The following is a 13,052-nucleotide window of genomic DNA, read 5'->3' on the forward strand; positions in this document are numbered from 1 at the left end:
CGTAGCTTGATTGAACACGTTGGTTACATATTTGATTTCCTTCATTTTGTCACGGAAGGCTAGACAACAGAAGGTGTGGTTCGTTTGACGCTTACCAGTGTTCCGGAGATTATTGGGGTAGTTCATGAAATTAATTCAGTGGTTCCCAAAATTTTTCTGGTTGTTCCGGACATTTTACTCCTGGTTCCGAAAATTGGGTACAATAACCCATTTAAAAAAGCTGTCCGAACCAGCCGGACAGCTCTCCATCTATAAAAGGATAAACCCGATTACGCCGGCCATCACCACATAAAACATCATCGGCACAAGCGTCATCCGGATGATCGTGCCTTCTTTTCCTGTTAGATTCACAACTGATGCAGCAGCCACTACATTTAATACGCAAATCATATTTCCGGCATTTGCACCAAGCACCTGAAGCGCGAGGACGATCTGGGGGTCAGCCCCGATCTGATCGGCTACGCTGAACTGAAACAATGAGAACATCATACTGCTGAACGTTGCGCTGCCTGAGATAAATGAGCCGAGCGCGCCGATGACCGGGGCTACGAGCGGCCAGTTCGTACCTGCAGCGGCTGAGACGAAGTCAGCGAGTTCAAGCGGCATACTCAGCAGATCTGCGCTATTTACACCGGAATTAATGAAAATCCGGACCATCGGCACAGCTGTTCCAAGCGCAATCGCAGTCCCGGCCATCGTTTTCACAGACTGACTAAAAACACTGCCGACAGCCTTCACGTGCATGCGGTGGAGCAGTGCAGTTAACAGTACCGCTACTAAAAAGACTGTACCAGGCAGGTAGAATGGTTCGAAAAATGTGGTGATGTCAGTGCCTAAAATGTTGCGCAAGCCGACCTGTACTTCACGCAGCCATCCTTTTAGCGGGAGGGCGTCGATGCGTGTCAACACGAGCAGTGAGGTGACGATCAGATAAGGCAGCCACGCTTTCCAGAGCGGCATTGCACCCCCGGTCACTGCTTCAGCTTTCACCTGATCAGCCTCAGCAAAATCCCACACTTTTTCCGGTAAAAGGAACCCTTTTTTCGCCGCTGGAACCACAATCATTAATCCGATCAGTCCTCCGACAATAGAAGGAAATTCAGGTCCGAGCAGTGTGGCGACAGTAAAGGCTGGTACGGTAAATGCAAGTCCTGCAAAGATCGCAAACGGTGCGATCTGAAAGCCTTCTTTCCATGAACGGTTCTCACCGAAAAAGCGTGTCAGCATGATCACTAACATAAGTGGAATAAACGATCCGATAAAGAGATCAATAAAGACAGCGGTGCTTGCAACCTCCTGCAGATAAGGACCGATAGCTGCCCCGCCAAGCTCTTCCTGCACAACGGGTGCGAGCGCACTGCCTTCATTCAGACCCTGATTTACACCGACAATAATAGGTGTCCCAACCGCACCGAATGACACAGCAGAACTATCCGCAATCAGTGCAAGCGCCACAGCAGCCAGAGGAGGGAATCCAAGTGCTACAAGCAGCGGCGCGGCAATCGCAGCCGGTGTCCCAAAGCCTGCAGCCCCCTCGATAAATGAGCCAAACAGCCACGCAATAATAATCAACTGCACGCGCCGGTCAGCAGTGATCTGCGTAAAACCATTCCGGATTGAATCCAGCGCCCCACTCTTTTTCAACGTGTTAAGAAGAAGGATCGCACCAAACACAATCCATAAAATAGAGACGGCGATAATCAGGCCCTCAATCACAGCTGCAGAAAGCTGAATCACCGTTACATGCCACACGAAAAACGCCAGCAGCGCCGTCATCGCCAGACTGATCGGCATCGCTTTTGTTGCAGGAAGTCTTAAAATGACAAGAAACAAAAACACAGCTAAAACAGGGGTTAAAGCAGTCAGCATCTGTAATAAAGTCATTAGGATCATCCTTATCGGGTTATAAGATACGTTAAGTATAGCAGGTTTTATGTAGGATGAATGAGGTATTTGTGAAATATTTCACAAATATATGTTGAAAGGAATGCGGGTTCGGCGAAAAACCCTGTGTGTTCGCGTTTCAGGGGGGTGGGTTCAATGCGAAACATGGCTGGTTCACGTTCCAACCAGCCATGTTCAACGTTCAGCTGCACATGTTCGACACTTCAGGTACAAAGACTCATCCAAAAGACATCACTTCATCATATCCAAAAACCGCACCTTATTCCGCTCCACTGACTCAAACAAATCAACAACCGGCGCCGGATAATGCCGTCCGATCACCACGCCTGCCGCCTGCTGGCCCTCATATGTCATCTCATAAGGAGCAAAGATCTTTGCTCCCGGTACTTTACGAAGCTCGGGCAGCCATGTGCGTAAATACAACCCCTCAGGATCATAATCCCGTGCCTGCTTCACCACGTTGAACGCCCTGAACTGAACCGCATCATTGCCGACGCCTGCCTGATACAGCCAATTACCGTAATTACTCGCGACATCATAATCAATCAGCAGCGACTCGAACCACGCCGCGCCAATCCGCCAGTCGAGGCCGAGGTTTTTCGTCAGAAAGCCTGCGACATTCTGCCTTGCGCGGTTGGACATAAACCCGGTCTGGGCAAGCTCCCGCATCGCAGCATCAACCAGCGGATACCCGGTCTTGCCGTTCATCCATGCCGATTCCAACGTCTCATCACGGTCCCACGGCGGCGTCCGGTCGCGCAGGCCGGATGCCGCAAACAAATCATCTCCGTAACGCCTGTGCACCAAGTGGAAATAATCGCGCCAGAGCAACTCAAAATAGAGCCAATATGTCGAGCTGTTTTTCACACGCTCATCCTCATAGCGCCGCACTTCCTCCATCACCATCTGCGGCGAAAGGCAGCCGCGAGCAAGCCAGGGAGAGAGCTTAGATGAGTCATCTTCTTTTAGCATGCCGTTACGCGTTTCCTTATAAATGCGAAGCTGATCTGACTTGAAAAAATAGTGTTCGATCCGCTTCAGCCCTTCTGTCATGCCACCGTGGAAAAGGAGCGGGGCATCCAATTCATCGAACCCGAGTGATGATAAAGAAGGAATCTCTTCTTCATCAATCTCCACCCTTTTAGCGGCGGCAGAAGGTTTTGAAAGGGGTGGCCGCATCAGCACATCGTTCTTCTCGATCCGCTTTCTGAACTGGGAAAAAGTATCCGGCACGCTGTAGGAATCAAACGGTAAGTCCACTGGGTCATACAGGTTGTGCCCGTGATCAATCGATACTTTTGCCTGAAGCGCCTGCCGTACGCTGCGCTCAGCGGCTTGCTCCTCGCTGCCGATTTCTTCATGCAGGTACAGACATTTCACAAAGTACTGTTCATTTAACGCGCCGAACACTTCCGCAGGGTCCCCGGTCCGCACCATCAGCGGGATATCCATTTTGTTCAGTTCGCTGCGCAGGTCCTCAAGACTCTCCATGATAAAGGCCGCACGGTACTTCTCCATCTTTTTGAAACCATAAGCAGTCTCGCGCATCTCTTCCGGGTCAAATACATATACACCAACAACCGGCAGACCGCTTGCCACCGCACGCCTGAGCGGCTGGTGATCGATTGTACGCAAATCGTTTCTGAACCAGACAGCTGCAATGTCCATTGAATTCGCTCCTTTTGGTCAATGTGTTAGGGATATTGTAAAAGAATAGGGGGGGTGGGTGGAAGTTTGGGTGGGTTTGGTGGTTCAGGACATTACCGGCGGTGTTCAGGAGATTGCACGTGGTGTTCCGAAAATAACCCCGTGTGTTCAGGAGATTATCACGGACGTTCCGGACATTTCACCCCTGGTTCCGGAAATAAGGCACAAAGACCCACCTCCCTTCACCACAAAAAAGCCCGGGATCCCAAACCCCGGGCTTCAAAATTTCTATTCCACTACCTCAAACTCACCCGATCCCTCAAGCGACTCCACCAGCCCCGAGCCAAAAAGCCCGGCCGGCGTGAAGCTTCCTGAAGGCAGATCGCGACCGAGCATGCGGCGCACGACTTCGAGTGACCCAAGTGCAGTCAGCGTGTAGGCATTCGTCGTTTTCAGCCGCACCGTGATCGTCCGGCCGTCAGCTGCTTTTGCTTCACCGACGATATAAGACGGGGCGTTCTCCCGTGCACGCTCGTCCGGTCCTTTGACGGAGCGGTCGACCCATTTTAACAGCTGCTTCTGAACAGGCTTTGTCCCGAGTACGGGTGCGAAAAGCGACATGGCACGCGCGCCGCGGATCTGGCGCTCAGATAGCGGGATCCAGGTTGTGATATTTGGAATCTTTGTCGTGTAGTACGCTGTTGAGACGTCGCCCCATGGAATGGCGGTTGCAGTTTCCTGTCCTTTGCCGAAGTCCAATGTGCGCTTTTTAGAACCCATCGGAAATGGTACGATCCGGCCGTCTTTGCGTTGAGCGCTCCCGCCCGATAGGCCCTCGACCATCGTTTTGGTCGTGCCGGGGGACATGCCTGCAAGGAAGGAAAAGCCGAGTGCGAGTTCCGTTGCGTTTGGCATGAGCTCCTTCAGCTTATGCGCGGTGCAGTCTGTTGGGATCACATCGAATCCGACGCCAGGGCAGAGCACAATCCCCTTATCAGACGCGCGCTTTGACATGCCCACGTCGTGAATCATTTCAAACACGCCGATTTCACCGGTGATATCGAGGTAGTGCGTGCCTGCAGTGAGACAGCCCTCAACCATCTGCCGGCTTGTCTTTGAAAAGGGGCCTGCGCAGTGGAGGACAAGCTCCATGTCTTTCAGGTTCTCTACGACTGTGTCAGGGTCATCAAGTGAAAAAACACGCGATTCAAATCCAAGTTCCTCTGCAAGCTTAGTGATGGCTTCCCGGTTGCGTCCGGCAAGCACTGGTGTCATGCCGTCATGCACTGCCTGGCGCGCAATGAGCTCTCCTGTGTAGCCGTTTGCACCGTAGATCATCCATTTCGTCATCGTCTTCATCCTTTCTGCTGGTTCGTTGTTCACAAGTATAGCAGTGTGTTGAAATGATTTCCTTTTCAAAGCCGTCACAAAGATAGTTGAAATACACAACTAAATTACTTTTACACTTTGTAATGGCTTACAATAAAGGAACATCAAGAATTTACTGGAGGTACGTATGATTAAAATAATGGCCGATTCAACGTGTGATCTGTCGCGGGAGATACTTGAAAAGTACGACATCAGCACAGCGCCGCTGAAGATTAATATTGACGGCAACTCTTATAAAGATAAAGTTGAGCTGGATCCGGATACCTTTTACAGCATGCTTGAGGACCTGAAGGAATTTCCGACAACCGGCGCACCAAGTCCTGCTGAGTACCTGGCGATTATGGAAGACGCGGTTGCATCCGGTCATACGCATATTCTGTGTATCTGTATGTCGAGCGGCACGAGCGGTTCCTATCAGTCAGCTGAACTCGCGAAGGATTACTTCTATGAAGCGAATCCCACATCACCCGTGCATATTCACGTCATTGATTCTAAATGCATGAGTCACGGAAGCGGCTGGCTTTTGATCAAAAGTGCGCTGCTTCGCGAAAGAGGTGCTACATTTGAAGAAATCGTCGGCTTTAATGAGCAGTATAAAGCAAACGTGAAGCACTTTTTGTCAGTTGATGACCTGAACCACCTGATTAAAAGCGGGCGGATCTCCAATGCGAGCGCGATGATTGGAAAGTTCCTTATGCTAAAGCCTGTCATGACGATGAAGGACGGTAAGGGTGCCGTTGTCGCAAAAGAACGCGGCCGTAAAAGAGTGCTCAAGCATTATGTAGAGGAATTCAAAAAGCGCAATGACGCTGAGCAGACGGAATTTGTCATTATCGGCTATACGTCAGATCCGGCCATTGCTGAGACTCTGAAGGTGAAAATGCAGGAAGAAACCGGCTTTGCCGGTGAGATCCATATTATGCAGATGGGTGTTGCTGTCGGGACCCATGTTGGGCCTGGCGGGATTTCGATGTTTTTTGTGGAGAAATAAAGGGTCGTTGTTGTTCGGCGTTGGTGGCGGGTTGTTCGCTGCAGGCGGTGCAGTGTTCGGCGTATGTGATGCGGTGTTCGCGCTTTAACCCGTCATGTTCGACGTTCAACCCGTGCTGTTCGACACTTCGGGTACAATGACCTATCCTCCGTACACCACTAAAAAACGCCCGGGAACCACTTCCCGGGCGTCATCTATCTCAAATCTTCTCTTTAAAAAGCTTCTTCACAGCGCGCACCGCATACTTCTCCGGCCATTCAGACAGCATGCCAAAAACAGCTGTTTCATGCAGCCTGAGCGTCCGCACCTTATTAGTCGGTTCACCCATCAACATCTGCGCAAGTAAATGCAGCGACAGTGTCAGCTCGGTTTCATCCAAAAAAGCCTCCACCTGCTCTGCTTCAGCGCGCGTTACCTGAAAGCCTTCAACTTCCACCAGCACATCATCCGGCTTCGGCTGGTTCGCCTCAAGCAGTGCTGTCCATTCAAGCATAAGCTCATCAAGCAGCGCGTCAGACACCTCGAGCGTCTGCCAGTCCCGCACCGCCTTCAACACCTTCGTATCAGGCAAGACGACTTCAGACAGACTCATCAGCACCGGCTCCACGCGTTCATCCGGCATCCGGACTGCCTTCAGCTGCTCATAGCACCCGACAATCTCAGGCGCTTCCACCTCGAGCTCTGCCTTCATCTCAACCAGCCGTTCAAGCCTCCCGCTGAAAGCATCCAGCTTCCACTTCAGCGTCTGCACGTCACGCAGCGTCTCCACCACATTCATACTCTGCGCACCGATCTCATTCAGCTGGCGTTCAATCGTCGCGATCCGCTTCACCGTGCGCTCCATAATCGGCTCTTCACGCAGCTCAATGCGCTCTTCCTCAACGTGATACGTCACAGCGTACTCACAAACTGGACACGTGCACACAAGCGCCTCACCATTTACAGTAAGCTCCTTCTCATGCGTACACATCTCCCAACGCCATGCATCCGGAACATCACGGTAAGGCCGCATCACAATCTCCACGCGATGCCGCCAGTACGCGATATCCTCAGGAAACTTCAGCACGCCTAAAAGAGAAGACCGGTTCATCCTCTCAACAGCTTCCACAATATGATTCTTCTCTTTGGCAAGCTGGATAAAAGGATGGCGGCTGTACGCATCATAGATCTGATCAAGCCAGTATTCACGCTTCATCCGGTGCAGCTTTGCACAGAACGCATAATCCTTCAGCACATACGACACGTGATAATGCAGCCCCTCAGCTGACAGCCGGCTGTAGATCTTCCCGTAAAAATAACTCTCATCAATCGGAAGCCCGCGCTGACCGGAATGCTCCTGCCATAAAAACATCTCCGGCCGGACTAGCTGCGGATACAGCTCCTCCTCACGCGTCACCGGAACCGGCATCCGCCAGCAATCCGCATTCAAAAACTCTTTAATATCCTGAAGCTCTCTATAGGAAAACTGCGGCAGCGCACGATGAACCGCCTGCTGCAGACGCGACAGCACCGCACGCTCCTCCTTATGCCCAATCGAGCGGATATTCCCATACCGCCGCCCCACAGGCATAAACAATAATTTATCATAAGGCTCTATCTGGACCCCTGGTATCATGTAAAACACTCCTAACTTCTAACCCCTCACCTCATTATATAGCCGTAACCCGAAGGACTCTAATTTGGATAGTCTCGGAAGTTCCAGTGCAGCCCATTCATGTTAAACTAATACCATCACAACACCCGGAGGACCATTATGAAAATACAAATCATCACAGTCGGCAAACTCAAAGAAAAATACCTCAAACAAGGCATCGCCGAATACGTAAAACGCCTCGGCGCCTACTGCAACATCGAAGAAATCGAAGTCCCAGACGAAAAAGCACCCGAGAACCTGAGCGACGCCGACATGCAAATCGTCAAGCAGAAAGAAGGCGAGCGTATTCTCTCAAAAATCGCACCAGACACCCACGTCATCACACTCGAAATCAACGGCAAACAGCTCACATCAGAGCAGCTGGCAAAAGAAATAGACAAGCTCGCGACCTATGGAAAAAGTAAAATTGCTTTTGTCATTGGGGGATCACTTGGACTCAGTGATGAAGTATTGAAGAGAAGTGATTTCGGACTGTCATTTTCGAAGATGACGTTTCCGCATCAGTTGATGAAATTGGTTTTGGTGGAGCAGGTTTATAGGGCTTACAGAATCAATAGAAATGAACCATATCATAAATAATATAATTAATATTGAATTAAGCAAGCAGGCACTTCTCTTAAAAAATTTAATTTTATTTATGCTATATCTAAAAAATATACTTTCCTCTCAATTTATATAAACGTTTTTTTTAGTGTGGGAATATAAGGGATTTTAAAGAATGTTGTTAATCATGAAACAAATAAGATAATGATTCGTTTTTAATGCTTTAAAGATAAACTTGAATATAAAAAAAGTCATAAATAATAAAATGAAATTTATTGAATTAACTTGAAATATTAAATAAGAATATTTTCAGTTAGGAGTTGAAAATACTTAAGGTAGTTTTAATCTTTCTTTTATAAAAAATTCTAATTAGGATTCTTTATGTGGTAAAATATATAGAAAATGAAATGAGATATGGGCTATGCATAATATCTTGTTTTGTTGGTTTTATAGTTAAAATAAGTATGGAAAAGTAAATAAAATACTAAAAAATCACTATTAGCTCTGTTGAAGATTAACGTGGGCTTAAAAACCAGCATTAAAGAAGGTAGTTCTTCTATTATTGTGCAAAATATAATGGAGCTTTTGTTGTTATTGTGTCAGTATTGGTTTTGGGTTAAAAAAATTGGTGATGACTATTACGAAAAGAAGAGGAACAATATCATAGGTGGTTAAAAAAGAAGGTATAGCTGAATTTTAAACGATTATTATGATTAGAATATAGAAAATAGTAGGTCAAATATACAAATGTATCCATCAATGAGCTACCACAGGTAAATGGGTAAAGCATAAAGGCTATAAAATTTTAAAGAAATGCTCTGAGGTGCTAGATCTTATAGTACCCTTATTTTAATATTTTTGAAACAATTAACTATGACTTTTTTGTACATAATATTTTTAAATAGACATATAGTTGATAAAACTTGGTTTGGGCCAATATATTAAAATGTTATAATAATATAAAAGAATTAGAGGGGTTCAATAAATGAAAGTTGAAAAAACAGAGATTAAAGAAGGATATTTAATAGATTATATTTCTGGCAAGCAAGTTAAAGATACACCTGAAGAAAGAGAAGCAGTTCAAGTTTTTTCGAAATCTCTAGTCGAAGATTATGGATACCCTGTAAATCAGATTCAAACTCGTCCGCAGTGGCGTGTGAAAGTCAGACCATCAGATGTGAAAAAAGAATATCCTGTTGATATAGCTGTGTTTACTTCAAAAGAAAGGTTAGAAGAAGAAACACACATAATTGTAGAGTGTAAGAAGAAATCTAGAAAAGATGGTAGAGGACAGTTAGAAGATTACTTACGGTTTTCAAAAGCGCGGTTGGGAGTATGGTTTAATGGAGAAAACCGATTATTTTTACTTAAAAGTGAGAAAGACGGCCAAATTCATTTCAATGAGATTCCTAATATTCCAAGATATGATCAAAGAATAGAAGATATAGGGCATTTTAAACGTAGTGATTTAAAACCCGCCAATAACTTAAAAAGCGTTTTTAAAGCTATCCGAAATTATTTGGCAGCCAATGCAGTTGGAATAACAAGAGATGAAGTATTCGCACAACAGTTAATAAACCTAATTTTCTGTAAAATTTATGATGAAAGATTTACTAAATCAACCGATATTGTAACTTTTAGAGCAGGAATTGATGAAAGCAGTTCTAAAGTAAAAGAAAGAATTGTTAAATTATTTGATAAGGTTAAAAAACAATATGATGATGTTATAGAAGTTGCTGACTCAATAGTATTAGATGACGAGTCTCTTACATATGTTGTAGGGGAGTTACAAAATTATTGTTTAGTAGACAGTGAGAGAGACGCAGTTGCCGAAGCTTTTGAAATATTTATTGGCCCATCCTTAAAAGGTGGACAAGGACAATTCTTCACTCCCAGAAATGTAGTAAAAATGATAATTGAAATGGTCGATCCCGGAGTAGATGATAAAATAATTGATCCAGCTTGTGGAAGTGGTGGGTTTTTAGTAGAAGGATTAAGATATGTTTGGAATAAAGTAGATGAGCAAGGGAAAGAATATGGGTGGCCAGAACATGAAATATTTGCAGAAAAACAAAAGGTAGCCATAAGAAATTTTAGAGGTATTGATAAGGATAACTTTTTGAGTAAAGTTGCTAAGGCGTATATGGCTATATTAGGAGACGGGCGTGGTGGAGTTTATTGTGAAAATAGTTTAGAAAGCAAAAAAAATTGGTCATATGATACAAAAAATGAGATTAGTTTTGGAGGTTTTGATGTAGTTTTGACAAACCCTCCTTTTGGGAAAAAATTAGCAATTGACTCAGAAGATATCCTTAATAAATATGAACTAGGATATTCATGGAAGCAAGATAAAGAGGGAGAGTTTGAAAAAGGAAAGTTGCAAGATAAACAAGCTCCACAAATTCTTTTCATCGAAAGGTGTTTAGATTTGCTGACCCCTGGTGGGAAATTAGGTATTGTACTGTTGGAAAGTATATTTGGAATGCCAAAGTATAGATATGTAGTAGATTATTTAACTAAACGTACTAAGATCCTAGCTATCGTTGCATTACCGGAAGATCTTTTTCAACCTCATACCCATGCAAAAACATGTGTCGTAATTTGTGAAAAATCCGAAGCTATACCAGAAGATTACTCAATCTTTATGAGTGATGTGAAATGGTGTGGTCATGATAGTAGAGGTAATCCTACTATAAGAATAAACGAGAATGGTGAACAAATACTTTTAGACGATATTCCAAAGGTTGCAGAAATGTTCCATAGGAAGAATAGCCATGATTAATTACTGGATAAATTCAAAAGATATAAGAAATGGTATATTCATACCGAAATATTATGATCCTGAAATAAAAAAAGAGTTAGAAAACTTAAAAGAAACCCATGATTGTATATCAATAGGTGAATTGGTTAAAAAGGGTATTATTGAACACTCGACTGGGGATGAAATTGGTAAACATGCCTATGGTACGGGTAACATTCCATTTGTTAGAACTTCTGATATTTCTAATTGGGAAATTAAGACTATTCCCAAGCAAGGGGTATCAAGGGAGATCTATGAGGAATATGCCGAGAAACAAGATGTACGCGAGGGTGATATCCTTTTGGTCCGTGATGGGACTTACTTAATAGGACATAATTGTTTTATATCTAAAATTGATAAGGAATTAGTTTATCAATCGCATATAATAAAAATTAGAATAAAAATGGTACATGAGCTTGAGCCAGAACTATTCTTTTTATTATTAAATTCAGAAATTGTTCAACAGCAAATAAGAGCAGTTCAATTTACGGCCGATATAATTGATACTATTGGACAACGTTTTAATGAAATTATTATACCAATTCCAAAATCAATCGAATTAAGAAAGCAGTTGGTTGAGTCTGCCAGAGACTCAATTAATTCAAGAGTTGCTGGGAAAGCGTTTATTAAACATTGCCCGAGAATAATAGAGAATATACTCCTTACAGGAGACATGAAAGCGATGGAAGAATATTCAGCTCTTTCTTTAGAGCAGATAACTGAGCTAGCTACTTCAGATACTGTGACCTTGGAATTTGGAGGTTTTAATAATTTCACTATATCTTCTAAAGATATAGTGAACAATATATATATACCAAGATATTATGATCCTACAATTGATGAAGAGCTGTCTAATTTAGAGGAGATGTGTACTTTAATTTCATTAGGTGATCTTAAAAAAAATCAATTAATAGATTATTATACGGGTGATGAAATTGGTAAAATGGCTTATGGAACAGGTGATATTCCATTTCTTAGGACTTCAGATTTTTCAAATTGGGAGATTAAATATAATGCTAAGCAAGGTATCTCTGAGGAAATATTCGAAGAATATAAAACCAAGCAAGATGTACAAGCAGAGGATATTTTACTTGTTAGGGATGGGACCTATTTAATTGGTACTTCTAGTATGATCACAAATTTTGATGATAAGTCATTATTTTGTGGAGGCCTTTATAAAATAAGAAGCCTGGACAAGGAATATTTAGATCCGTATTTATTATTGGGTCTTTTAAACTCTTATATTGTAAAAAGACAAATTAGAACAAAACAATTTACAAGAGATGTTATTGATACCATTGGAAACAGGTTAGATGAGGTTATTATTCCTATACCAAAAAGTGAAGAGACCAGAAGAGCAATTTCAAAGATTATTAAGACGACTATTGAGTCTCGAATATTAGCTAGACAGTCCATTAATGAATTGGCAGTTAAAGCCACCGAAAAAAATAATTAAATATTTTTTAAAATAAATCGTTCTTGTTTTATAAGAACGATTTATTTTTTTATTTTAATAAAACAAATATATTATTAGATATCTTCTGAGGTGAGTAATCTGTTACAAGAAAGAACAGCATAATATAAACTTTAAGCTAAAACACATTATATACGGTGTATGTATCTTTATTTTTGGAAATATTTTGAAAATTTTTTAACTGCGACTAATAATATTGAAATCTTAATGTAAAAACTATTTAGAGGTACAGTATATTAGACGGGGAAATAAATTTTCAATTTCAACAGGATCACAATTTTTATATGTGTTTATGTATTCATATAGTATTTCAAAAATGCAATAATTGTTATATTCTTCTTCAAAAGTTTTTAAATTAATTAAAAACATGTGGTTTCGAAAACAAGGTTTATTTACTTTAAAATAAACCTTGTTTATTCCATTTAAGTCTGTTGTTTCAAAATAAGAAATATTATATGGTGAAAGTTCTTTAATTAGATTTTTTGTTAAATTCCAAGTAGGTTTATTCATTTTTATTTACTCCTTTATACTAAATGTGTTTATTTTTATAAAGATGAATCGATTTCATAATTGCTCTTTTTAAAAAAGCCAATAAAGCGCCTGTTCTCTAAAATCGATATTTTTTAATCTTTCATTTGAAGCTTAAGCT

Annotated in this window: 9 protein-coding genes; 4 read left to right on the plus strand and 5 right to left on the minus strand. The window is 42.9% G+C overall.

What is annotated here, in order from left to right:
* Positions 1–249: 249 nt before the first annotated feature.
* The 3 genes from JOD21_RS18895 to JOD21_RS18905 all read right to left on the minus strand — a co-directional run bounded on the left by JOD21_RS18895 (position 250) and on the right by JOD21_RS18905 (position 5,001).
* On the minus strand, positions 250–1,884 hold the full coding sequence (locus JOD21_RS18895; protein WP_204731047.1) for an L-lactate permease: 1,635 nt from the start codon (positions 1,882–1,884) through the stop codon (positions 250–252).
* A 252-nt stretch (positions 1,885–2,136) separates the two neighbouring features.
* The gene (locus JOD21_RS18900) at positions 2,137–3,573 is read right to left on the minus strand and encodes a DASH family cryptochrome (RefSeq protein WP_204731048.1); all 1,437 of its coding nucleotides are present in this window, start codon (positions 3,571–3,573) and stop codon (positions 2,137–2,139) included.
* Between the two features lie 267 nt (positions 3,574–3,840).
* Positions 3,841–5,001 carry a saccharopine dehydrogenase family protein gene (locus tag JOD21_RS18905; protein ID WP_338032936.1) on the minus strand — a complete coding sequence of 387 codons (1,161 nt, stop codon included), beginning with the start codon at positions 4,999–5,001 and terminating at the stop codon, positions 3,841–3,843.
* 67 nt (positions 5,002–5,068) lie between these two features.
* Here JOD21_RS18905 and JOD21_RS18910 point away from each other — a divergent pair, with 67 nt between their 5' ends.
* Positions 5,069–5,932 (plus strand): DegV family protein, encoded by an 864-nt coding sequence (locus JOD21_RS18910; RefSeq protein WP_204731049.1) that lies wholly within the window; start codon positions 5,069–5,071, stop codon positions 5,930–5,932.
* Between the two features lie 199 nt (positions 5,933–6,131).
* On the opposite strand, the gene JOD21_RS18915 is transcribed toward JOD21_RS18910, so the two are convergent.
* Positions 6,132–7,547: an RQC-minor-2 family DNA-binding protein gene (locus tag JOD21_RS18915; protein WP_204731050.1), complete on the minus strand. Its 1,416-nt coding sequence runs from the start codon at positions 7,545–7,547 to the stop codon at positions 6,132–6,134.
* A 138-nt stretch (positions 7,548–7,685) separates the two neighbouring features.
* Between JOD21_RS18915 and rlmH the strand changes: the two genes are divergently transcribed.
* The 3 genes from rlmH to JOD21_RS18930 all read left to right on the plus strand — a co-directional run bounded on the left by rlmH (position 7,686) and on the right by JOD21_RS18930 (position 12,385).
* On the plus strand, positions 7,686–8,165 hold the full coding sequence (rlmH, locus tag JOD21_RS18920) for a 23S rRNA (pseudouridine(1915)-N(3))-methyltransferase RlmH (RefSeq protein WP_204731051.1): 480 nt from the start codon (positions 7,686–7,688) through the stop codon (positions 8,163–8,165).
* Positions 8,166–9,114: 949 nt separating this feature from the next.
* Positions 9,115–10,911, plus strand: coding sequence for an N-6 DNA methylase (locus tag JOD21_RS18925; protein WP_204731052.1), 1,797 nt, complete (start codon positions 9,115–9,117; stop codon positions 10,909–10,911).
* The gene (locus tag JOD21_RS18930; protein WP_204731053.1) at positions 10,904–12,385 is read left to right on the plus strand and encodes a restriction endonuclease subunit S domain-containing protein; all 1,482 of its coding nucleotides are present in this window, start codon (positions 10,904–10,906) and stop codon (positions 12,383–12,385) included. Before JOD21_RS18925 ends, JOD21_RS18930 begins: the two co-directional genes overlap by 8 nt.
* Positions 12,386–12,619: 234 nt before the next feature.
* Here the strand turns inward: JOD21_RS18930 and JOD21_RS18935 are convergent, their stop codons facing one another.
* Complete coding sequence (locus JOD21_RS18935; protein ID WP_204731054.1) at positions 12,620–12,913, minus strand: hypothetical protein; 294 nt, start codon at positions 12,911–12,913, stop codon at positions 12,620–12,622.
* Positions 12,914–13,052 lie beyond the last annotated feature (139 nt).

The sequence above is a fragment of the Jeotgalibacillus terrae genome, from assembly GCF_016908195.1.
Classification (GTDB): Bacteria; Bacillota; Bacilli; order Bacillales; family Jeotgalibacillaceae; genus Jeotgalibacillus; species Jeotgalibacillus terrae.